The sequence below is a fragment of the Paraburkholderia sp. CI2 genome (genome assembly GCF_014201055.1).
GTDB classification, from domain to species: domain Bacteria; phylum Pseudomonadota; class Gammaproteobacteria; order Burkholderiales; family Burkholderiaceae; genus Paraburkholderia; species Paraburkholderia tuberum.
Genome location: NZ_JACHDL010000004.1, coordinates 357,935 through 380,042, shown reverse-complemented (window position 1 = coordinate 380,042; position 22,108 = coordinate 357,935). Strand labels below are relative to the sequence as shown.

Annotated in this window: 17 protein-coding genes; 6 read left to right on the top strand and 11 right to left on the bottom strand. The window is 66.0% G+C overall.

Annotation, left to right across the window (positions count from 1 at the left end):
• The gene (locus HDG32_RS09060) at positions 1–933 is read right to left on the bottom strand and encodes a recombination-associated protein RdgC (RefSeq protein WP_184065702.1); all 933 of its coding nucleotides are present in this window, start codon (positions 931–933) and stop codon (positions 1–3) included.
• 296 nt (positions 934–1,229) lie between these two features.
• Between HDG32_RS09060 and HDG32_RS09055 the strand changes: the two genes are divergently transcribed.
• Entirely contained in the window at positions 1,230–1,556 is a 327-nt protein-coding gene (locus tag HDG32_RS09055) for a hypothetical protein (protein WP_184065699.1), read from the top strand.
• 42 nt (positions 1,557–1,598) lie between these two features.
• On the opposite strand, the gene HDG32_RS09050 is transcribed toward HDG32_RS09055, so the two are convergent.
• On the bottom strand, positions 1,599–2,444 hold the full coding sequence (locus tag HDG32_RS09050) for a glycosyltransferase family 2 protein (RefSeq protein ID WP_184065697.1): 846 nt from the start codon (positions 2,442–2,444) through the stop codon (positions 1,599–1,601).
• Positions 2,445–2,734: 290 nt separating this feature from the next.
• On the opposite strand from HDG32_RS09050, the gene HDG32_RS09045 reads away from it, so the two are divergent.
• The gene (locus HDG32_RS09045) at positions 2,735–4,036 is read left to right on the top strand and encodes an O-antigen ligase (RefSeq protein WP_184065693.1); all 1,302 of its coding nucleotides are present in this window, start codon (positions 2,735–2,737) and stop codon (positions 4,034–4,036) included.
• Between the two features lie 45 nt (positions 4,037–4,081).
• On the opposite strand, the gene HDG32_RS09040 is transcribed toward HDG32_RS09045, so the two are convergent.
• The gene (locus tag HDG32_RS09040; protein WP_184065690.1) at positions 4,082–5,188 is read right to left on the bottom strand and encodes a glycosyltransferase family 4 protein; all 1,107 of its coding nucleotides are present in this window, start codon (positions 5,186–5,188) and stop codon (positions 4,082–4,084) included.
• 182 nt (positions 5,189–5,370) lie between these two features.
• Between HDG32_RS09040 and HDG32_RS09035 the strand changes: the two genes are divergently transcribed.
• Complete coding sequence (locus HDG32_RS09035) at positions 5,371–6,387, top strand: glycosyltransferase (RefSeq protein WP_184065687.1); 1,017 nt, start codon at positions 5,371–5,373, stop codon at positions 6,385–6,387.
• A gap of 43 nt (positions 6,388–6,430) precedes the next feature.
• On the opposite strand, the gene HDG32_RS09030 is transcribed toward HDG32_RS09035, so the two are convergent.
• Together HDG32_RS09030 and msbA are read right to left on the bottom strand one after the other, a co-directional pair.
• Entirely contained in the window at positions 6,431–7,483 is a 1,053-nt protein-coding gene (locus HDG32_RS09030; RefSeq protein ID WP_184065684.1) for a glycosyltransferase family 2 protein, read from the bottom strand.
• A 124-nt stretch (positions 7,484–7,607) separates the two neighbouring features.
• Positions 7,608–9,401, bottom strand: a complete 1,794-nt coding sequence (msbA, locus tag HDG32_RS09025) for a lipid A export permease/ATP-binding protein MsbA (RefSeq protein ID WP_184065681.1) — start codon at positions 9,399–9,401, stop codon at positions 7,608–7,610.
• A 241-nt stretch (positions 9,402–9,642) separates the two neighbouring features.
• Here msbA and HDG32_RS09020 point away from each other — a divergent pair, with 241 nt between their 5' ends.
• Positions 9,643–10,404, top strand: coding sequence for a glycosyltransferase family 2 protein (locus HDG32_RS09020; RefSeq protein ID WP_090803668.1), 762 nt, complete (start codon positions 9,643–9,645; stop codon positions 10,402–10,404).
• Between the two features lie 48 nt (positions 10,405–10,452).
• On the opposite strand, the gene dnaE is transcribed toward HDG32_RS09020, so the two are convergent.
• The gene (gene dnaE, locus HDG32_RS09015) at positions 10,453–14,019 is read right to left on the bottom strand and encodes a DNA polymerase III subunit alpha (RefSeq protein WP_184065678.1); all 3,567 of its coding nucleotides are present in this window, start codon (positions 14,017–14,019) and stop codon (positions 10,453–10,455) included.
• Positions 14,020–14,250: 231 nt separating this feature from the next.
• On the opposite strand from dnaE, the gene HDG32_RS09010 reads away from it, so the two are divergent.
• Together HDG32_RS09010 and gluQRS are read left to right on the top strand one after the other, a co-directional pair.
• Positions 14,251–15,114, top strand: a complete 864-nt coding sequence (locus HDG32_RS09010) for a sulfurtransferase (RefSeq protein ID WP_090803666.1) — start codon at positions 14,251–14,253, stop codon at positions 15,112–15,114.
• A 52-nt stretch (positions 15,115–15,166) separates the two neighbouring features.
• A complete protein-coding gene (gluQRS, locus tag HDG32_RS09005; protein ID WP_184065675.1) occupies positions 15,167–16,057 on the top strand; it encodes a tRNA glutamyl-Q(34) synthetase GluQRS in 891 nt (296 codons plus the stop codon).
• Between the two features lie 46 nt (positions 16,058–16,103).
• On the opposite strand, the gene HDG32_RS09000 is transcribed toward gluQRS, so the two are convergent.
• The 5 genes from HDG32_RS09000 to HDG32_RS08980 all read right to left on the bottom strand — a co-directional run bounded on the left by HDG32_RS09000 (position 16,104) and on the right by HDG32_RS08980 (position 22,032).
• Positions 16,104–17,570 (bottom strand): DEAD/DEAH box helicase, encoded by a 1,467-nt coding sequence (locus tag HDG32_RS09000; RefSeq protein WP_184065672.1) that lies wholly within the window; start codon positions 17,568–17,570, stop codon positions 16,104–16,106.
• 374 nt (positions 17,571–17,944) lie between these two features.
• Positions 17,945–19,381 (bottom strand): aldehyde dehydrogenase family protein, encoded by a 1,437-nt coding sequence (locus HDG32_RS08995; protein WP_184065669.1) that lies wholly within the window; start codon positions 19,379–19,381, stop codon positions 17,945–17,947.
• A 30-nt stretch (positions 19,382–19,411) separates the two neighbouring features.
• Positions 19,412–21,064 (bottom strand): acetolactate synthase large subunit, encoded by a 1,653-nt coding sequence (locus tag HDG32_RS08990; RefSeq protein WP_184065666.1) that lies wholly within the window; start codon positions 21,062–21,064, stop codon positions 19,412–19,414.
• 257 nt (positions 21,065–21,321) lie between these two features.
• A complete protein-coding gene (locus HDG32_RS08985; RefSeq protein ID WP_184065663.1) occupies positions 21,322–21,705 on the bottom strand; it encodes an MliC family protein in 384 nt (127 codons plus the stop codon).
• 114 nt (positions 21,706–21,819) lie between these two features.
• Positions 21,820–22,032 carry a DUF6726 family protein gene (locus HDG32_RS08980; protein ID WP_090803657.1) on the bottom strand — a complete coding sequence of 71 codons (213 nt, stop codon included), beginning with the start codon at positions 22,030–22,032 and terminating at the stop codon, positions 21,820–21,822.
• Positions 22,033–22,108 lie beyond the last annotated feature (76 nt).

Genomic DNA, 22,108 nt, shown 5'->3' with positions numbered 1-22,108 from the left:
TCAGGCCGCGACGGCCTGCGTCAACGCGAACCCTTGCTCGCCCTGCTCGCCGCCCAGCGCATCGAGCAGATCGCGCAGCATGCGGTCGAGCTCGGCCGTCATCAGCGCGACGTCGGAATCGAAGCGCTCGTCGTCGTTCTGCGCGGTCGGGTCGCTCGCTTCCTTGAGCACGTCGAGCGGCGCGACGCGCTTGATCGTCAGCGACGGCGTCAGCACGAACGACACGCGATCGTTCCACGTCATCGCAAGCCGCATGCATTGCTTGCCCGCCTCGATGTGGCGGCGCATGTCTTCGGCGTCCAGCGCATGCCCGACATAGCGCACCGTCGCGTTGCCCTCGGCGGGCGAACGCAGCTCGGTGTCCTGATCGAGCGTGAAACCCGCCGGCGCGTCGCCCTCGAGCAGCCAGCCGGTCATCGCCGCGACCGGCGACTGCGCGACGCGCACCGTCATCAGCGGCAACTGGTCGATCGACTTGACGAGCAGACCGCGCACATCGTCGGCGAGCGCCTGCGACGCCGCGTCGATCACGAGCCAGCCATTCGTGCAATCGATCCACACGCGCGTATCGCGGCGGATGCTGAACGCGCGCGGCCGCAGTTCGTCGGTGACCTGCTCCTTCAGGTCGCGCATCTGCTTGCGGCCCGGCTTGAAGCCCTGCTGCTCCTCGAGCTCGGCCGCGCGCTCGCGCGTGACCTGGGTGACGACCGACGCGGGCAGCAGTTTCTTCTCGGCACGGAACGTCAGCAGCATCTGACCGTTCATTGCGTAGACCAGCGAGTCGCCGTCGCGCGGGGGCGCCCAGCCTTGGGCCTGCATCTCGATGCTCTGGCCGGGCGCGAATGCGTACGGCGCGAGCCACTTCTGCATCTGTTCAGGGTTAACGGACCACGGCGCGGGCAGACGGTGCAGCTGAAGGTTTTTGAACCACATGAGCGAAGTCGGATTTAGGCAAAGCGCAGCATTTTATCCGAGGAGAACCAGCCGGGGCGTTCTGGCGGACGCGATCCTGCAGACCGCCTAATTTCAAAAATTAAACGAAAATCTCTCCAACTGCGGCCCAATTATCAAAACGTCGCCGATCTCAGCACAATGCGCTTCATCAACCCACTTCCCAGGAGCGCCGCCATAGTCGAAGCGGTCATGGTTTGGCCGTAGCCGGCCGCCCGCGCGTTCTGGCGGCAAATCACCTACACTTTTGGACAGGACAGACCCAGACGGAGGCGGTCATGGCCGACCAAACCGCAAGCTGGCAGACGGTGCAATACGAGGGCTTCGAGATACACGTGTCACCTGTCGCGAAGGATCCGCCCGACCCGGCGCATGCCGCCGATGCGGCCGCGAAAAACAGCCGCTACACGTATCTAGGCTACGTCTGCCATCCGGGCGCCAACCCCCAGCTTCCCGGCCAAGCGGTGCCGTTTCACGCGGACGGCGAGGAGAGCTTCGCGAGCCTCGCCGACGCGCTCTACGAAGCGGTGCACGTGGGACGCAGCATCGTCGACGGCACGCATCCGGATCTGACGGTGCTGCCGCTCGTAACGCGCGGCGTTTGACACACGCAGCGCGTCAAGCAGCCGTTTTCGGCTCGCCGCCCGTCAGCCCAACGCGCGCTTGATGCGCGACTTCAGCAGTGCACGGCGCAGCCGGCCGGTGCGCTCGGGCTCGCTGACCGCGAGCGCGCCGTCGATGGCGGTGCCGCGGCGCAGGTAATAGCGGTCGAAGGTCGCCTGTGTCATCCCCCACTTGTTGAGGAACTGGCGACGCCCGTCGTTCTTCACGATCTTGCCGGTGCTCTTCTGCTGGAAGTGATAGACGAGACTGTCGCCGACGCCGACGAACACGCGGCAGCCCGCGTCCCACAGCTTCATCGAGAAATCGTTGTCGCTGCTCATGCCGGGGCTCAGTTCGCTGCTGTAGCCGCCCACCTTGAACCACCAGTCCCGATGCACGAGCGTCGGCGGCCACGTCGCGCCGCGCCAGTCGGCGCGCACGAGACCGACCGCGGCGGCGACCAGCTCGTCGGCGCGAAACGCCTGCGCATCGCGGCCGAAGTCGCGCACGACCACGCATGGATTGCCCGAATCGACCGGCTCGATCATCGTGCCCGACAACATGAACAGGTTGTCGGCCGGCATCTGCGCGAGACGCTTGACGAGCGCGTCGTCCCAGCCGGGGCAGCAGTACATGTCGTCGTTCATGTAGACGATGTAGTCCTGCGTCGCGCGCGCCGCCGCGATATTGACCGCGTGGCAGATGCCGATATTGCCGGGCGACGCCGTGTGCTCGATGCCCTCGTCGCGCACCCACGCGAGCGTGCCGTCCGAACCGTCGTTCACGTGCACGATGAGCTGGTGCGGATGCGTCGAATGACGGCGCAGGCTTTTGATCACGAGGCGCAGATAAGGCAGGTTGTTCCAGGTCGGGATGATGATTGAGAACATCGAGTCGGTCCGTTGAGCTGGGCGCGGGGCGCGGCATGCGCCGCGCCCCGGCCATGAATGTCGCGCGATTGTACCGCCCCCGCCTGCTCGCACGACAGACGCCGCCCGCGCCCGCCCCACCCGCATGCCGCGGACCAGCGGAACCTTCCCGCGTGCGGCAGCAAGCATTTCGCAAGGAAGCGCATGGTTATAATCCGGATCGCTCTACCGTCTTGATAAACTCAAATGGTCCGGCACCCCCTGCAATTTCACCACCGGAACGGTAGTGTTTTCATCGATAACGTAGACCTATGATTTTTGCTTCCAGTCTGGTCTGGCTCACGTCGGCTCTGCTGTTTCTCGCGCCCGCGGTCAATCTGATGTGGCGCGGCGGCACCGGCTACTGCTTTTTCGCGCTCGTCGCGCTCGCGCTCGGCGCGGCCATCGTCAACCGGCGCATGCCGGGCTATTTCTCTGCGTTGCGGACTTACCGCTGGTTCACGATCGGCATGCTCGCGTTCGTCGTCGGGATCGGCGCGCAGCAGTTGGTGCTCGGCTACTGGCTGCCACGCGAATTCGACAATGCGTCGCGTTTCGTGCTCGCGCTCCTGGTGTTCCTGCTGCTGCGGCAATTGCCGTCGCGCAATCTGCGCACGATCGGCTGGGGCTGCGCGGCCGGCGCGCTCGCGGTCGGCGCATGGGCGTTCATCGATCAGCCGCCCGGCGGCTGGACCGACGCGAACCGGCTGAACAACTCGTACACGAACGCGATTCCGTTCGGCGATACCGCGCTGCTGCTCGGGTTCCTGTCGGTGTTCACGCTTGGCTGGGACAATCCGCGCGACTGGCGCGTGCTGGTGCCGCGCGTGCTCGCGCTGGTGTCGGGCGGCTACGCATCGTTTCTGTCGGGCTCGCGCGGCGGCTGGGTCGCCGTGCCGGTGTTCGTCGTGCTGCTCGGCATGCAGTACCACTGGTTCACGCACAAGAAGCGCCTGCTGATCGCGACGCTCGTCATCGTGATCGGGGCGGGCGGTCTGTTGTCGACCGAACGGGTTCAGAAGCGCTTTGCCGAGGTGCCGAACGACGTGTCGATGATGCGCAAGGGCGAGGACGACACGGCCACCGGCCTGCGCCTGCAACTGTGGAACGCGTCGCGGATGATGTTCGAGCGGCATCCGGTGTGGGGCGTCGGCAAAGGCCATCTGGTCGACGAGCTCGGCGTGATGGCGAAGCGCGGCGAAGTGAAGGCCGAGATCGTCAACGAGCGCGCGCATAGCGACTTTTTCTCGACGCTCGCCGAGATGGGCGCGGTCGGCGTGATCTGCCTGTTGCTGTTCTACTACGGGATCACGGTGTATTTCTGGCGACACCGGCATGCGACCGATCTGGCGATTCGCGCCGCGTCGTACGCGGGTCTCGCGGTCGCGGCGAGCACGGTGATCTTCGGGCTCACTATCGACGTGCTGGTGCCGATGATGGTGGCGGTGCTGCTCGCCTCGCTGGTGGCGACGCTGCTGGCGGTGATCGATGCACGCAAGCGCGAGTTGCGAAGCGAAGCGCGGACCCCGCCGGCGCCAGCCGCGGTCGTGCGCGAGACGCAGCCGCGCGATTGATTTTGATTTGACGAGAAGCGGCAACCCGAGCGCGGAGCGCCGCCCTCATCCCCGCGTGAACACCTCGTAAAGCGCCGCGACGTGCGCGTCGACGCTCGGGTCGTACACGAGGCTGTCGCGCGGCGTCGCGATGCGCGCGGCGCCGCTCTTCACGCGCTCGACCGCCTGCTCGATCGCGCGCTCGAAACTGCCCGCGGTCTGCCGCGAGAACTCGATCTTCGCGGCACCGGTCACGGTCTCCGCCGAGCCGACGTTGTCGGCGATCACGAGCGGCGTGCCGCACATCACCGACTCCACGCCGACGAGCCCGAACGGCTCGTACGCCGACCCGACGACCGTGAAATCGGCGGCCGCGAACAGTTTTTCGATCTCCTTGCTGTAACCCGCGTAACGAATTGTGTCGCCGGTTTTCGGCACCGGGCGTCCCGCGACGACGAGGCAGACCGGCAGCGTCGTGCGCGAGAAAAACGCTTCGAGCAGCGGATAGCCCTTGCGCTCGTGACTCGTCGACGAGAACACGAACATCACGCGATCGTCGGGCACGCCGAGCTGGCGGCGCACGGCCGCGCGCGCGGCGGGGTCGAGCGGCCGGAAGCGTGCGGTCTCGACGGGCGGATAGAGCACGTCGATCCGCGCGGCCGGCACGTCATAAAAACGCTGCAACTCGCGGCTCATCAATTCCGAATGCGCGACGATCGAGCGCGCCCGCGTGTAGACGCGCCGCTCGAGCTCGATCTGCCATTCGTCGCTGCGGCGCGGCGCGCGGCCCGCGGCTTCGAGCGAACCCGGATGCGTGCCGCCGCACAACGCGACGTCGGCATGCGTCGAGTGATTGATCGAGAACACGCACGCCGGACGATGCCGCTTCAACCGCTGCTTCAGACGCCAGTCGAACGCGAGGTTGCGCAGCTTGCGCGGCGCCCAGCGTACGTCGAGCGGCTGCGCATCGATCCACGCGGCCTCGGGCAGCGCGCGGTCGATCTCGCGCGCGAACAGCGTCGGGCGCAAACCCATGCGATGCAGGCCGGCGATCACGTCGCGCGTGTAGCGCTCGGCGCCACCGCTGTTCTTCAGCGCCTGGGCGGTCAGCGCGATGTCGGTGAGGGGGCGGCGGTTCGGGTCGAGGGCTGCGTCGCGGGTTGGCTCTGACAAGGATCGGTCTCGGTGAGGCGCACGCGCGGGCGAGGCCGTGGGTGCGCAGTTTTCGGGGCAGCGGCAATTGTAAAGGATGGCTTTCGCCGGCTTCGGCTCGGGGTGCCCGGGTTTGCCGCGTGCGTCGCGCGGCGCGACCGTCAGCGGCTAGAATCTAGGCCAATCGCCTTCGTCCCGACTCCATGACCGATTGCCCGCCGTCCGCCGCAACCGCCGACACCACCCGCCCGCTCGTCTCGATGCTGATGATCGCCTACAACCAGGCGGAGCAGATCGGCGACGCCGTGCGCAGCGCGCTCGCGCAAACCTACGAGCCGCTCGAAATCATCGTCTCCGACGACGCGTCCAGCGACGCCACCTACGCCGCGATCGAAGCGGCGCTCGCCGGCTACGCGGGCCCGCATCGCGTGATCGCACGGCGCAATACCGTGAACCAGGGCATCAGCGCGCACCTGTCGCAACTCGCGCAGCTCGCGAACGGCGAGCTGCTGTTCGTCGCCGCCGGCGACGACATGTCGGCGCCCGCGCGCTGCGAGCGCGTCGTCGACTGCTGGCTCGCGCATGGGCGCCGCCCCGACCTGATCGCCACCGATCTCGCCGACATGGACGAAGCGGGTCACGTGCACGAGCGCGTGAGCCCGACCGAGCTCGATCACTATCGCAGCTTCGACGACTGGCTCGTCGAGCGTCCATGGCTGATCGGCGCGGCACATACGTGGTCGCGACGCCTGATCGAGCGCTTCGGGCCGATGCTGCCGGGCGCCGCGGCCGAGGATCAGATCATGGTGCTGCGCGCGATCCTGTCGGGCGGCGCGATCAGTCTGCGCGAGCCGCTGGTGCGCTATCGGCGCGGCGGACTTTCGCGCAAGCGTCGCTACCAGTCGGTCGACGAGCTGATCGCGCGGATGCGGCAAAGCAATCGCTACGGACTCGCGGAGCTCGCGCAACTGCAGCGCGACGCTCAGATCGCCGGTGTGGGCGAACGCATGCGCGCGGCGATGGCGCCGAAGCTCGCGCGCGAGCAGTTCATCCATGCGATGTTCGAAGCGGGCAGCCTCGGCGAACGCCTCGGGCTGGTGACGCGCAGCGCCGGCGTGAAGCTCGGGCTGCGGATTCGGATGTTCCTGTATGCGAGTTGCCCGATGGTCTACGCGCCGGGCATCTGGATCAAGCGGGTCGTGCGCGGCAGAAAGGCCTGAAGACGACGATAGGGTCTGGCGGTGCTTTGCGACGCGACACGAGTCACGAAACTCTGCGCGACGCACCCCGCCGCTGCCGCAAGCGTCGCGCGAGACTCGGCCTTCGCACCTCGACGCCGAAGCTCAGCACGCTCGCGCGCAAGCGCCGCAACATCTTCACCGAGCGCACGAAGGTCTCGCCGGTGTGGCTGATCATCACGAACTCGAATGCGCCGCGCCAGCTCGCGACACCGCGCGAAAACGCATACATGTCGTGACGCGCATCGACGGGCAGCTCGGCGCCGAAGCGTCGCACGAACACCCGCACCTGATCCGCGATGGCTTCGATCTGCCGCCGCCGGCTCGCGCCGCGCCGTCGTGCCGCCTCGGCGCCGCATTCGTCGCGCGCCGCGCCGCGCTCGTTGGTCGCGCTTGCGCCGACCGCATTGCCGTCATGCTGCCGATACTTCAGATGCGGCGCCGCGACGTGGCGAATCTCGCCGAACGACGCGACCACCATCGCGAGCCACCAGTCGTGCATCACGATGCCGGGCGGGAACGGCAGCGCGCGTTCGAGCGTCGCGCGATTGACGAGCATCGCGCAGCCGGGCACATGGTTGCTCAGCAGAAAATCGCGCAGTCGCGTCGCGCAGCGCGACTTCGCGGTGATATCGAACAGCGAGCGTGACATACAGCACAGCGTCGAGTCGACGAGCTCGATGTCGCAGAACGCGAGCGCCGGCGTCGCGGCGGCGTTGCCCGCGCTTTCCACGCGGCGCAGCTCGCGCATCAGATCGGTGACCTTCTCGGGCGCCCAGACGTCGTCCTGGTCGGCGAGCGCGATGTAGTCGCCGCGGCAGCCGGCGAGCGCGCGCTCGAAATTGCCGACGATGCCGGCCCGCGTGCCATCGCCGACGAGCCGCACCGGCACGCGTCCCGTATGGGACGCGAGCAGTTCGCGGGTGCCGTCGCAGGAGGCGTCGTCGGATACCACGACTTCGAGATGGGGCCAGCTCTGCGCTTCGAGCGAAGCCAGCAGCTCGGGCAGATAAGTGCGGCCGTTGTACGTCGCGAGCGCGATGGAGACGAGCGGCTTGCTCGGATCGTCGTGAGACATGGGCAGTCGATTTCCGCGAGGCGGACCGTGATTGCCCGCCAGCATGCGATTAGCGCCGAAAAAGCGCAATAAATTGAGACTTAGACGCAACACCGGCCCGCGCTTCCGTTCGCGATGTGCCGGATCAAACCGGGCTTTGCTGGAACTGGATGCGATGCAGATGAGCGTACAAGCCGTCGTGCTCGAGCAGCTCGCGATGGCTGCCGCGCTCGACGATCCGCCCCGCCTCCATCACGAGGATGCGGTCGGCGCGCTCGATCGTCGACAGGCGGTGCGCGATCACGAGCGTGGTGCGGCCTTTCATCAGCGTTTCGAGCGCCGCCTGCACGTGGCGCTCGGACTCGGAATCGAGCGCCGACGTCGCTTCGTCGAGAATCAGGATCGGCGCGTTCTTGTAGATCGCGCGCGCGATCGCGAGACGCTGGCGTTGGCCGCCCGACAGCATCATGCCGTTGTCGCCGACGAGCGTCTCGATGCCCTGCGGCATCGCCTGCACGGTGTCCCACAGGTTCGCCGCGCGCAACGCCGCCTTGACCTTCTCCGCATCGACTTCCTGACCGTACGCGACGTTGTGCGCGATGGTGTCGTTGAACAGCACGACGTCCTGGCTCACCATCGCGATCTGGCTGCGCAGCGCGTGCAGGTCGTACTCGGGCAGCGCGACGCCGTCGACCAGAATCGCGCCGCCGGTCGGATCGAAGAAGCGCGGCAACAGATTCACCAGCGTGGTCTTGCCGCTGCCCGACGGCCCCGCGAGCGCGACCATCTCGCCCGGCGCGATCTTGAACGACACCTGGTCGAGCGTATGGCGGTTGTGCGTGGAGTTCTTGCCGTAGGTGAACGACACGTCGCGGAACTCGACCTCGCCGCGCGCGTGAGCGAGCGGCTTGCCGCCGCCTTCCGGCTCGGCCGGCTCGTCGATCAGGCCGAAGATCAGCTCGGCCGCGGTCATGCCGCGCTGCAACGGCTGGTTCACGTCCATCAGATGCTTGAGCGGCGAGATGATCAGGAGCATCGACGTGACGAACGCGACGAAGCCGCCGACCGTCGTCTGATCCGACGACGACTGCACCACCGCGATCGTGATCACGACCGCGAGCGCGATCGACGCCAGGAACTGCGTCAACGGCTGCGCGAGGCCACCGGAGACCGTCATGCGCATCGCGTAGCCGCGCAGGCGCCGGCTCATCGCGGTGAAGCGGTCCGTCTCGTATTGCTCGCCGTTATGCACCTTGACGACCTTGTAGCCGCCCACCGTTTCTTCGACGATATACGACAGCTCGTTGGTGAGCAGCTGATGCTCGCGGTTCAGTCGCCGCAGTCGGCGATTGATCTTGCCGACCAGCCAGCCGATGCCTGGCAGCAGCACCGCGACGATCAACGTCAGGCGCCAGTTCAGATAGAACAGATAGCCGAGCAGGAAGATCACCGTCAGCGAGTCGCGCACGAGCGTGACCATCACGCTCAGCAGCACGTTCAGGATCTGGTTGACCTCGAAGACGATCGCGTTGATCACCGTGCTCGCGGTTTCGCGCTGGAAGAACGCGACGCTCGTGTGGATCATGCGGTCGAACATCTTCAGACGCAGTTCGAGCAGGATCTTGTTCGACACGTACGCGAGCAGATAGCCGGACGCGTACTGCGACACGCCGCGAATCAGCGCGAGGCCGATCACCGCGATCGGCACGAGCCACTTGGTCTTGTCGACTGCGTGCGAGCCGAAGCCCTTGTCGAGCAGCGGCTTGAGCAGCGCGGGAATGGCGGCGTCGGTGCCGGCGCTCACCGCCATCGCAATGATCGCGCCGACCACCACCCACAGCAGCGGCTTGATGAAAGGCCACAGGCGCCGCAGGACGACGGCCGGCGACGACGCATCGCCTGCACCTATGGGTTTGCTTAACGTTGGCTTCGCGCTCAAGGAATCCTCTGGAAATGCGGAACGGCGAGCACGCGGCGCATGATTGGCCGGCCGCGTGAAATATCAAAAAAGAGCATTGTAATCGGTTGCAGATGACGGCCGGCGCTCGGCGCGCGACGGCATGCGCGCAACACCTGGCGGATCGGCGCCGTGGTGTGGGGCCGGATGAGATGTGTATACTCGCTGCTCGATTGCCGGGTCGCGACCCGCTCCGTCACTTCGTCCTCCACGCAACTCAGGTATGCAAGAAACCACTCTTGGCGTTGCCATCATCACCCGGAACGCGGCGGCGCGGCTGGCCGAATGCCTGCAGGCCGTGGCCTTTGCCGACCAGATCGTCGTGATCGACGGCGGCAGCACCGACGGCACCGCCGACATCGCTCGCGCGCACGGCGCGCGTGTCATCGAACAGACGGACTGGCCGGGCTTCGGCCCGCAAAAGAACCGCGCGGTCGATGCCCTGACGACAAGCTGGATCCTGTCGCTCGACGCCGACGAAATCGTCACACCGGAACTTGCCGCATCGATTCGCGCGACGCTCGCCGCGCCCGCCGCCGACGTCTATGCGGTGGACCGTCTGTCGAGTTTCTGCGGCCACTGGGTCCATCACAGCGGCTGGTATCCGGACTGGATTCCGCGCCTCTTCAAACGCGGCACCGCGCGCTTCTCCGACGACCTCGTGCACGAGCGCCTCGTGTTCGACACGCCCGCGCAACGCCTGACCGGCAAGCTGATGCACTACTCGTACGAGGACTATGAGGGCGTGCTGCGCAAGCTCGACGCGTATTCGACGGCCGGCGCGCGGCAGCGTTACGAGGCCGGGCAGAAAGGCAGCATTCGACTCGCGCTCGGGCGCGGCCTGTGGGCGTTCGTGCGGACTTATCTGCTGCGGCGCGGTTTTCTGGATGGCCGCACCGGGCTGATGATCGCGCTGTTCAATGCGGAGACGGTGTACTACCGGTTTCTGAAGCTGGCGCGCCTGGAAAAAACGGGCGGGCGCTAAAGTTAGCCGGTACACGCGGCACCGGCCCATCCACAGCGCGGACCTCGCTCAATACACGATTTCGATCGAGCTTCCCGCAAACTCGCCGCGCAGCGCGGCGAGCAGTTCATCGGTCGGCTTCACGCGCCACGCGTCGCCCAGACGCATTTCGCCTTGCGCATGCTCGCTGCGATAAACGACCTGCACCGCGAGCCCGTTCGGAATCTGCACCGCTTGACGCTGACGGCCGCCGTCGCCGCCGAAGCCGCCACGCCCACCGCCATTGCCGCGCGGCGCGGCCGCCGGCGCGGCTGTGGCGGACGGCTCGTCCTTGCCGGCGGTGTGCGCTTCGAGCACCCGGCGCAATGCCTGCGCGTCCGCGTTGCCGTTCATCTGCACCTTCAGCGAGTCCGCGTAACGGCAGCGCGCGCGGCCGAGATCCATCACCGTTTCGACCGTGAAGCGGATGCCGCCCGTGAACGCGTCGTTGCGCGCCTGGCCCTGCACGACCAGCAGCTCGTCTTCCTTGAACAACTGCTTGTGCTCTTCGAAGACCTCGTTGAACACCGTCACTTCGCACTGGCCGGTGCCGTCGTCGAGCAGCGCGATCAGCATCTTGCCGCGCTGGGTCATCTGCGTGCGCAGCGACACGATCACGCCCGCGACCAGCTTGTCGCGCCCTTCCTTCAGCTCGCCGATCTTCTGGCGCACGAAGCGACGCACTTCGTCCTTGTATGCATCGAACAGATGGCCCGACAGGTAGAAACCGAGCGCGGCCTTTTCTTCCTGCAGCTTGCGCTTTTCCGGCCACTCCGGTTCGTCGACGAGTTCGTGGCCTTGCGACGGCGCGTCGCCCATGTCGAACAGGCCGGCCTGCAGCGCATTGGCCGCCGCCTGCTCGGCCGCTTCCATCGCGAGCGACACCGACGCGATCAGCTGCGCGCGGTTCAGATGCAGCGTGTCGAACGCGCCGGCGCGAATCAGCGCCTCGATCGTGCGACGATTGACGATGCGCCGATCGACGCGGTTGCAGAAATCGAAGATGTCGATGAAGCGGCCTTCCTCGCGTGCGCGCAGGATTTCTTCGATCGCGTTCTGGCCGCTGCCCTTGATCGCGCCGAGACCGTAGCGGATCGTGCGCGAGCGCTTGCCGTCGGCTTCGGCGACCGGCTCGAAGCGATACGCGGACAGGTTCACGTCCGGCGGCAGCACGGCCATCCTGTTCGCGAGGCAGTCTTCGAACAGGATCTTGACCTTGTCCGTGTCGTCCATCGCGAGCGACATGTTGGCCGCCATGAATTCGGCCGGATGGTGCGCCTTCAGCCACGCGGTGTAGTACGCAAGCAGCGCGTAGGCGGCCGCGTGCGACTTGTTGAAGCCGTAGCCCGCGAACTTCTCCATCAGGTCGAAGATTTCGTCGGATTTCTCGCGCGTGAGGCCGTTGGTGGCCGCGCCTTCCGCGAAAATTTCGCGGTGCTTGGCCATTTCCTCGGGCTTTTTCTTACCCATCGCGCGACGCAGCAGGTCGGCACCGCCCAGCGAGTAGCCGCCGATGATCTGCGCCATCTGCATCACCTGCTCCTGGTAGACCATGATGCCGTAGGTCTCTTTCAGAACAGGTTCGACGCGCGGGTCCGGATATTCCACCACCTCGCGGCCGTGCTTACGCGCACAGAAGCTCGGGATCAGGTCCATCGGACCCGGGCGGTACAACGCGACGAGCGCGATGATGTCTTCGAAGCGGTCGGGCTGCGCGTCCTTCAGCATGCCCTGCATGCCGCGGCTTTCCAGCTGGAACACGGCGACCGTATTCGCTTTCTTCAGGATCGAGAACGACGCCGGGTCGTCGAGCGGCACCTGGGCGAGCGACCAGTCCTGCTTCGACGGATCGAGGCGGCGAATGTAGCGCTCGGCCCAATCCAGAATGGTCAGCGTGGTCAGGCCCAGAAAGTCGAACTTCACGAGGCCGACCGCTTCGACGTCGTCCTTGTCGTACTGGCTGACGACGCCGCTTTCGTCGCCCTGCGTGTACAAGGGACAGAAATCGGTCAGCTTGCCCGGCGCGATCAGCACGCCGCCCGCGTGCATGCCGACGTTACGCGTCAAGCCTTCGACGCGCTGCGCGAGTTCGAGCAGCTGGTGCACTTCGTCTTCGTTGTCGAAGCGCTCCTGCAACAGCGGCTCTTCCTTCATCGCGTCGGCGATCGTCACGTGCTTGCCCGGCTTGAACGGGATCAACTTCGCGATGCCGTCCGTGAACATGTAGCCGAGATCGAGCACGCGGCCGATGTCGCGCACCGCCGCCTTCGCCGCCATCGTGCCGAACGTCGCGATCTGCGACACCGCGTTCGCGCCGTATTTCTCCTTCACGTACTGGATCACGCGATCGCGGCCGTGCTGGCAGAAGTCGATATCGAAGTCGGGCATCGACACCCGCTCCGGATTCAGGAAACGCTCGAACAGCAGGTTGTAGCGCAGCGGATCGAGATCGGTCACGCCGAGCGCATAGGCGACCAGCGAACCCGCGCCCGAACCCCGGCCCGGCCCGACCGGCACGCCGTTGTTCTTGGCCCAGTTGATGAAGTCCGCGACGATCAGGAAGTAGCCCGGAAAGCCCATCTTGATGATCGTGCCGCACTCGAATTCGAGGCGCTGGTAGTACGTCGGGCGTTGCGAATCGCGCTCGGCCTCGTCCGGATACAACTGTTCGAGCCGCTTTTCGAGGCCCTCTTTCGACAGCTGCACCAGGTAGTCGTCGAGCGACATGCCGTCGGGCGTCGGAAAGAGCGGCAGCTTCGGCTTGCCGAGTTCGAGCGTCAGATTGCAGCGCTTGGCGATCTGCACCGTGTTCGCCAGCGCCGAAGGAATGTCCGCGAACAGCGTGGCCATTTCCTGTTGCGTGCGGAAATACTGCTCGGCCGTGAAGCGCTTCTGGCGACGCGGATTCGCGAGAATGTCGCCTTCGGAAATACACACGCGCGCTTCGTGCGCGGTGAAGTCGTCCGGTGTCATGAACTGCATCGGGTGCGACGCGACGACCGGCAGTTTCAGCGATGCCGCGAGCGCGACCGCCTGCTGCACGTACTGCTCGCCGCCAGGCTGGCCATAGCGCTGCAGCTCGATATAGAAGCCGCCTGGGAACACCTTCGCCCAATGCTGCGCGTGGCGCTTCGCCGCCTCTTCGTTGCCGGCCGCCAGCGCGAGACCGATGTCGCCCTGCTGCGCGCCCGACAGCGCGAGCAGCCCTTCGCCCAGACCGGATTCGAGCCAGCCGGCTTCGATTTCCGCGCGGCCGCGATACTGGTTCGTCAGCGAGGCCTTGCTGAGCAATTCGCAGAGGTTCAGGTAACCGCGGCGGTCCTTGACCAGCAGCAGCAGGCGGGAAGGCTTGTCGCGGTCGTCAGGATTGGTGATCCAGACGTCGCAGCCGGCAATGGGTTTGATCCCTTTGCCACGCGCTTCCTGGTAGAAACGGACGAGGCCGAACGCGTTGCCGAGGTCGGTAAGCGCGAGCGCGCCCTGACCGTCTTTGGCCGCCGCCGCGACGATGTCGTCGAGACGCACGATGCCGTCGGCAATCGAGAATTCGGAGTGAACGCGGAGATGAACGAAGCGGGGATCTGACATGGGCGACATTGTAACTCCACCCTTCTGCGGATTTCAGGTCAAAACGGCGCGTTGGCCATCCGGCCAGGACGAGGTCGGAGCGAGCGCTGTTTGCGCTAGCGCAACTCGTTAGCCATTCGGCCAGGTCGGGGAAAATGCCGGGTTGAGGGATAATAGGGGTTTCGCCTCTCTCGACGTGGCTATTTAACCGGCAAACGCGCGCGAACCCTCGCCACGCCGGCCATCTTTACCGCAGAACACATGAGTATCGTCAATCTCGCCGCGTATCAATTCGCGACCATCGAAGACACCGCCGCCTGGCGCCCGTTCGTCACCGAACGCTGCAATGCGCTCGGCCTGCGCGGCACCATCCTGCTCGCGCCGGAAGGCATCAACCTGTTCATCGCCGGCACGCGCGAGAACACCGACGCATTCATCGACTACATTCGCCACGACGCGCTGTTCGAAGGCAAGTTCGCGAATCTGCAGTTCAAGGAAAGCCTGTCGGACAAGCAGCCCTTCACGCGCATGCTGGTCAAGCTCAAGCGCGAAATCATCACGATGAAAAAGCCGGCGATCCGCCCCGAGCTCGGCCGCGCACCGTTCGTCGACGCGCCGACGCTGAAGACCTGGCTCGACCGCGGTCACGACGACGAAGGCCGTCCGGTCGTGATGCTCGACACGCGCAACGCGTTCGAAGTCGACGTCGGCACGTTCGACAACGCGCTCGACTATCGGATCACGAAGTTCAGCGAATTCCCCGAGGTAATCGAGAACAACCGTGCCGATCTCCAAGACAAGACGGTGGTGTCGTTCTGCACGGGCGGCATCCGCTGCGAGAAGGCCGCGATCCATATGAAGGAGGTCGGCATCGAGAACGTGTACCAGCTCGAAGGCGGCATCCTCAAATACTTCGAGGAAGTGGGCGGCGCGCATTATCACGGCGACTGCTTCGTGTTCGACTACCGCACCGCGCTGAATCCGCAACTCGAACCGACCGCGACCGCGCAATGCTTCGGCTGCCGCGCGGTGGTCACGCCCGAGCAACAGCAATCGCCGATGTACGTCGCGGGCAAGACCTGTCCGGCGTGCCATCCGGACAGCAAGGCCGCGTGCGCCGCGTAATGACAGCCGGGGTGCCCCGCGACGCGGGCGCCTCGCCTGTCGTCCGCAAACCATGACCTATCGCGGACGCTTCGCGCCGTCGCCGACCGGCCCGCTGCATTTCGGCTCGCTGGTCAGCGCGCTCGCGAGCTGGCTCGACGCGCGCGCGCAGCGCGGCGCGTGGCTCGTGCGCGTCGAAGATATCGACGGACCGCGCACGATGCCGGGTGCCGCCGAGGACATCCTCGCGACCCTCGAACGCTTCGGCATGCGCGCGGACGAAACGCCGGTCTGGCAAAGCCAGCGCATGGCGCGCTATCAGCACGCGCTGGAGCAGTTGAAATCGACCGGTCTCGTCTATCCGTGCGGCTGCACGCGCAAGGAAATCGCCGATTCGCTGCTGCACGCGCACGCGCGCAACACTACACTCGCCTACCCCGGCACCTGCCGCACGGGTCTGCATGGCAAGCCGGCACGCGCGTGGCGCCTGCGCGTACCCGACGGCGAGCCCGCCGTGATCACGTTCGACGACCGCTGGCAGGGTCCGCAGACGCAAAATCTCGCGACCGAGGTCGGCGATTTCGTGCTGCGCCGCGCGGACGATCAGTGGGCATATCAGCTGGCGGTGGTGGTGGACGATGCGGACGCGGGCATCACGCACATCGTGCGCGGCGCGGATCTGATGGATTCGACGGCGCGGCAGATTTATCTGCAGCGTTGTCTGGGTGTGGCAACGCCCGAGTATCTGCATGTGCCGGTCGTCACCAACGAGCACGGCGAGAAACTGAGCAAGCAGAACGGCGCGACCGCGCTCGATAGCGACAAGCCGCTCGAAGCACTAGGCGCGGCGGCACGGCATCTGGGACTGAAGTTGGGAAGCGAGCCGCCCACGACGCTGGAGCAGTTCTACAGCGCCGCGACCGCGGCCTGGGCAAAACGGATGAACATTCGCGCATCCCGATGATGCGCGCGCGCGGCGTTGCGCCCGCGCGCCAAGCCTGCAACCCGCCTTACGACGACGAAGGTGTCTTCCTCGGCATCCCGAACCCACCGAGCAACGCGGCCAACTGGCGCTTTGGCGCCTGTTTCTGCGGCGCGCCGTTCGACGCGGCCGTCTCCTCGATCGTGCGCACCGAAGCCGGCGACGGCTCGTACGGCTTCAGAAAGAAATCGTCGACCGGTTGCGCGCGATGATGATGCGCACGGTCATACGAACCCGACGCCCCGCCCGTGCGACGGCGGCCGCGCTCGTCGCGCGATTCGCTGCGATCGCGGCGCGGCGGACGGTCCTCGTGATGATGGCGCATCGGCGCCTCGACGGTCAGGCGCTGCAAGTCGAGCGGACGCTTGATCAGCTTCTCGATGTCGGCCAGTTGCTTGCGCTCGTTCGGGCTGCACAGCGACAGCGCGTCGCCCGATGCGCCCGCGCGGCCCGTGCGGCCGATCCGGTGCACGTAGTCTTCGGCGTTGAACGGCAGGTCGAAGTTGATCACGGTCGGCAGTTCGACGATGTCGAGACCGCGTGCGGCGACATCCGTCGCGACGAGCGCCTCGACTTCGCCGCGCTTGAACGCATCGAGCGCCTGCATGCGCTCGCTCTGCGTGCGGTCGCCGTGAATCGCGGTCGCGACCACGCCGTCGCGTTCGAGACTGCGCGCGAGCCGGCTCGCGCCGATCTTGCTGTTGCAGAACACGAGCACCTGCTTCAGGCCACGCTCGCGGATCAGCTGCACGACCGCGCCGGTCTTGTCGCCCTCGGCGACTTCGTAGACGATCTGCGTGACATTGGTCGCGGTCGAGTTGCTGCGCGCCACTTCGATGGTCTGCGGGTTGCGCAGATACGTCGCGGCGAGCTTCTTGATTTCGCCCGAGAACGTCGCGGAAAAGAGCAGCGTCTGGCGCTCTTTCGGCAGCAGGTTCAGGATGCGCTGCAGGTCGGGCAGGAAGCCCATATCGAGCATGCGGTCGGCTTCGTCGAGCACGAGCATCTGCACCTGGCCCAGGTTCGCGGTTTTCTGCTGCACGTGATCGAGCAGACGGCCCGGCGTCGCGATCAGGATTTCAACGCCGCGGCGCAGCTGCTCGGACTGCGGATTCATGTCGACGCCACCGAACACGACCGCGCTGCGCAGCGCCGTGTGCTTCGCGTAGGCCTGCACGTTCGCGGCGACCTGGTCGGCCAGTTCGCGGGTCGGCGTGAGGATCAGCGCGCGGACCGGATGGCGCGCCGGCGACGCGCTCGTACTGGCCTGCGGCAGCAGGCGCTGGATGATCGGCAGCGAGAAGCTCGCGGTCTTGCCGGTGCCGGTCTGCGCGGCGCCCATCACGTCACGGCCCGCCAGCACGACCGGGATCGCCTTCGCCTGGATCGGCGTGGGCGACGTGTAGCCCGATTCCTTGATGGCCTTCAGGATGTCGGGCGCGAGGCCGAATTGATCAAAAGTCTCGGTGCTGGGCGTGACGGCTGTGTCGGACATGGTGGCTTTCGCTAAAAAGGCGCGTGGCGCGATGCGCGCGACAGCGGTCGGGACCGCGGAGGGCATCAGGATGAAGGCGGAGCCACGTCGTTCCGCGCGAGACCCGTCTGAGTTCGGATAATGCGGCCGGCTCCGGCTGGCGGAAGCATCCGCCGAAAGCCGAGCATTGTAGCACTTCAGCAAAAACGCTCGTGACGGCTGGCCGGCCGGCGGCTCGCGGCCGTTGCTTCGGTCGCAGCGTAGTGCGCACAGACGACAGTGGCGTGACAGCCGGGCACTTCGGCGGGCGGCGCGCGGCGTTCGTCAGCCGTCCCCGCGCCCGCACCGGCCCCATTGCGAACGGTCGCCCGCCCCCGCTCACGTCAGATCGCCCCTCACCACGTCTCGCGCATCACCATCAGCCGCATCTCGGTCATGTCCTCGATCGCGTAGCGCACGCCCTCGCGCCCGAGCCCCGAATCCTTGACGCCGCCATACGGCATGTTGTCGACGCGGAACGACGGCACGTCGTTGATCACGACGCCGCCCACTTCGAGCGCATCCCACGCGCGATGCGCATGCGCGAGCGAATCGGTGAACACGCCGGCCTGCAGGCCGAAGTCGCTGTCGTTGACCTGTGCGAGCGCCGCCTCGAAATCGTCGAAGCGCTCGAGTATCGCAACCGGTCCGAACGCCTCCTTGCGATACAGATCGGTGTCGCGCTTCACGCCTTCCAGCAGCGTCGCCTCGAACATCGCGCCGTCGACCTTGCCGCCCGCGACGATCTGCGCGCCCGCCTGCACCGCCCCCTCCATCCAGCCAGCGAGCCGCTTCGCTTCCGATTCGGAGATCATCGGCCCGACGAAGGTCTTTTCGTTCTTCGGATCGCCCATCACGAGCGACTTCGTCTTCGCGATCAGCTTCTCGCGCAGCGCGTCGTAGACGCTCGTGTGCGCGAGAATCCGCTGCACGCCGATGCAGCTCTGCCCCGACTGATAGAACGCGCCGAACGCGAGCCGGTCGACCACGTAGTCGAGCTTGCCGCCCTGATCGCCATCGACGATCGCCGCCGCGTTGCCGCCCAGCTCCAGAATCACCTTCTTCTTGCCGGCTTTGCGCTTCAACTCCCAACCGACCGCGGGCGACCCGGTGAACGACAACAGCTTGAAGCGCTCGTCGGTCGTGAACAGGTCGGCGCCGTCGCGATGCGCGGGCAAAATCGAGAACGCGCCCTTCGGCAGATCGGTTTCCGCGAGAATTTCGCCCATGATCAGCGCACCGACCGGTGTGCGGCTCGCCGGTTTCAGCACGAACGGCACGCCGGCCGCGATCGCCGGCGCGACCTTGTGGGCGGTCAGGTTCAACGGAAAATTGAACGGCGAGATGAACGAGCACGGCCCGATCGGCACGCGCTTCACATAGCCGTGATACCCGTTCGCGCGCGGCGAAATCTGCAGATTGATGATCTCGCCGTCGATCCGCACGCTCTCCTCCGCGGCGACCTTGAACGTATCGATCAGGCGCGTGACTTCGCCCTTCGAATCGTTGATCGGCTTGCCCGCCTCGATGCACAGCGCGAGCGCGAGTTCATCGTAGCGCTCGCGAAAGCGCTTGACGCAATGTTCGAGCACCGCCTGGCGTTTGAACGGCGGGTAGGCGCGCATGGCGGGCATCGCATCGACCGCCAGGCCGATCGCCTTGTCGATCGCGGCCGCGTCGGCCATTGCGACGCGCGTGGCGACTTCGCCGCTGAATTTGTCGGTGACTTCGAGATCGGTGTTGGCGGCCACCGGCTCGTTGGCGAGGTAGTACGGATAGGTTTTCTGCAACATGTCGCGTTCTCCTAGATTCGATGCAGAGGCTCAAAGCCGCGCGGACAGCCGCTTGATCTCGCGATTGAGCACGCGCTCGTTGTCCGAATAGTCGATCGGCACGTCGATCACGTGCACGCCGGGCGTCGCGAAGCACTCGCGCAACAGCGGCGCGAACTGCTCGGCCGCCTCGATCCTATGCCCCTGCGCGCCATAACTCTGCGCATAGGCGACGAAATCCGGGTTCGCAAGCGTCATGCCGTAGTCCGGGAAGTTCATGTTCTCCTGCTTCCAGCGGATCATGCCGAACGCGTCGTCGCGCAGAATCAGGATCACCAGATCGAGCTTCAGCCGCACCGCCGTTTCGAGCTCCTGCGAGTTCATCATGAAGCCGCCGTCGCCGCACACGGCAATCACCTTGCGCTCCGGATGCACGATCTTGCTCGCGATCGCCGACGGCAGCCCCGCGCCCATCGACGCCAACGCGTTGTCGAGCAGCAGCGAATTCGGCTCGTGCGCGCGGTAGTAGCGCGCGAACCAGATCTTGTACATGCCGTTATCCAGACACACGATGCCGTCGACCGGCGTGGTCTCGTACACGTCGTTGACGATCCGCACCGGGTACATCGGGAAGCGATCGTCGTGCTGGCCCTTCACCAGATGCGCCTCGAAGTGCTCCTTGATCTCCTTGAAGCGCGTGAAGTCCCAATGCTCCTGACGCGTCTTCAGGCTTTCCTTGAGCTGCCACACCGCGTTGGCGATATCGCCGACCACTTCGATCTGCGGGAAATACACCGGATCGACTTCGGCGCCGAGGAAGTTCACGTGGATCACGGTCTTCTCGCCCGCTTCGCCGCTGCGCATGAAAAACGGCGGCTTTTCGATCACGTCGTGACCGACGTTGATGATGCAGTCCGCGAGCTCGATCGCGCGGTGCACGAAGTCGCCGTCGGAGAGCGTCGCGTTGCCGAGCCACATCGGATGCGATTCGTCGATCACGCCCTTGCCCATCTGCGTGGTGAAAAACGGAATGCCGATCTGGTCGACGAACTCGCGCAGCATCTTCGTGGTGGTTTTGCGGTTGCCGCCCGCGCCGATCATCAGCAGCGGATGCTTCGCGGCGGTGATCGCCTCGACCGCGCGCGCGACCGCCTTCTCCTCGGCGACCGGGCGGCGGCTGTAGCTCTTCGGAATCGGCTTGCCATCGCCCTCCTCGTGCGCAACGTCCTCGGGCAATTCGAGGTGCGTGGCGCCCGGGCGTTCCTCCTCGGCGCGGCGCACCGCCTCGCGCACCATCGCCGGAATATTGCCGATCGACACGATCTGCCGTGTGTACTTGGTGAGCGGCTCCATCATCCGCACCACGTCGACGATCTGGAAGTGCCCCTGCTTGCTCGACTTGATCGGCTTCTGGCCCGTGACCATCAGCATCGGCATCCCGCCCAGCTGCGCGTAGGCGGCCGCGGTCACGAAGTTGGTCGCGCCGGGGCCGAGCGTCGCCAGACATACTCCCGTGCGGCCGGTGAGCCGCCCGTAGGTGGCGGCCATGAAGCCGGCCGCCTGCTCGTGGCGCGTGAGGATCAGACGGATTTTCGAGCGGCGCAGCGACTCCAGCAGATCGAGATTTTCTTCACCGGGGATGCCAAACACATACTCGACACCTTCGGCTTCCAGCGATTTGACGAACAGGTCCGATGCTTTCATTGAGGGTCTCGCTTGATGACTCGGGGAACGGACAATCGAAGACGACAACGACGGCTGCGCGCGAAACACCGCTCCGCGCGCGCGGCATGGCAAACGGCATGGCGAACGCCATGCCGGACAGCTTACTACTCGAACGGAAACGATGCGCGCGAGCGCACGAGGCGGCGCGGGGGACAGGAAGCCAGGCGCGAGAAGAAGCAGGCGGCGGTAGGGGATGAAGCCGCCGCATGCGGTGCACGTGTCCGCCGATCAGCAAATCAGCGAATCACGGTCACGCAGTCGGAGAGAATCGGCGGCGCGTTCTCGCCGCTCGTCAGGTCGTACAGGTTGGCGCGCGGACCCTTGGTCCACCACGTATAGCTGCCAGCCTGGTACTTCGCACCGGACGCCGAGATCGTGTTGACGAACAGCATCGACGCGCCTTTCACCGGCAGCACGGCGAAGCTCTGGCCGTTCTGCGCGTTCCAGTAGGTGACTTGCAGGATCTTGCCGGTCGCGCAGGTGTATTTGCGCGTCTGATGGTTCTTGCCCTCGAAGTGCTTGAACTGCAATGGCGCGGCAGATGCGCCGCCGGAAGATGCCGCCAGCCAGGCCACCGTCCATGCTGCCGCCGTGAGGATTGCAACACGCCATGTCTTCATCGAACACCTCGATTGTTTCGGGGGTCAGGCAGGGAAGGCAACACCGGCAGCGACGCCGGTCACGGCCGAGTCACAGGCAGCTCATGGGCGATTCACGGACAGCTCGACGACGCTTCAAGGATCGATCACGCCGGCACACGCATCGGTCGGCGCAGCGGCGACGTGGCCGACCACCGGCACGATCTTCAGTCCCGCCGAAGCGATCCGGCACGGCGCGGCCGCGAGCCCGCAGCCGCTGATGCCGGCGCACAGCGCGAACGCCACGCCGAGTGCGCCGACCCGGCGAAGCGCGCCGCGCCATGGATTGCTGCGAGATTCAAGCGCCATACGATCCTCTACTCCGATCTCTTTGCTTCGATAAGCCGGAAACGAATGCGGTGGGCTCTTTCGTGTGCGTCCCGCA

Bases quoted from the DNA above. Each gene is read 5' to 3' on its own strand.
- HDG32_RS09050 (WP_184065697.1), bottom strand. From the start codon at position 2,444: ATGTTCTCAATCATCATCCCGACCTGGAACAACCTGCCTTATCTGCGC.
- HDG32_RS08990 (WP_184065666.1), bottom strand. From the start codon at position 21,064: ATGAAAGCATCGGACCTGTTCGTCAAATCGCTGGAAGCCGAAGGTGTC.
- HDG32_RS09055 (WP_184065699.1), top strand. From the start codon at position 1,230: ATGGCCGACCAAACCGCAAGCTGGCAGACGGTGCAATACGAGGGCTTC.
- HDG32_RS09060 (WP_184065702.1), bottom strand. From the start codon at position 933: ATGTGGTTCAAAAACCTTCAGCTGCACCGTCTGCCCGCGCCGTGGTCC.
- HDG32_RS09045 (WP_184065693.1), top strand. From the start codon at position 2,735: ATGATTTTTGCTTCCAGTCTGGTCTGGCTCACGTCGGCTCTGCTGTTT.
- gluQRS (WP_184065675.1), top strand. From the start codon at position 15,167: ATGACCTATCGCGGACGCTTCGCGCCGTCGCCGACCGGCCCGCTGCAT.
- HDG32_RS09000 (WP_184065672.1), bottom strand. From the start codon at position 17,570: ATGTCCGACACAGCCGTCACGCCCAGCACCGAGACTTTTGATCAATTC.
- HDG32_RS09010 (WP_090803666.1), top strand. From the start codon at position 14,251: ATGAGTATCGTCAATCTCGCCGCGTATCAATTCGCGACCATCGAAGAC.
- HDG32_RS08985 (WP_184065663.1), bottom strand. From the start codon at position 21,705: ATGAAGACATGGCGTGTTGCAATCCTCACGGCGGCAGCATGGACGGTG.
- HDG32_RS09020 (WP_090803668.1), top strand. From the start codon at position 9,643: ATGCAAGAAACCACTCTTGGCGTTGCCATCATCACCCGGAACGCGGCG.
- dnaE (WP_184065678.1), bottom strand. From the start codon at position 14,019: ATGTCGCCCATGTCAGATCCCCGCTTCGTTCATCTCCGCGTTCACTCC.
- HDG32_RS09035 (WP_184065687.1), top strand. From the start codon at position 5,371: ATGACCGATTGCCCGCCGTCCGCCGCAACCGCCGACACCACCCGCCCG.
- HDG32_RS08980 (WP_090803657.1), bottom strand. From the start codon at position 22,032: ATGGCGCTTGAATCTCGCAGCAATCCATGGCGCGGCGCGCTTCGCCGG.
- HDG32_RS08995 (WP_184065669.1), bottom strand. From the start codon at position 19,381: ATGTTGCAGAAAACCTATCCGTACTACCTCGCCAACGAGCCGGTGGCC.
- HDG32_RS09030 (WP_184065684.1), bottom strand. From the start codon at position 7,483: ATGTCTCACGACGATCCGAGCAAGCCGCTCGTCTCCATCGCGCTCGCG.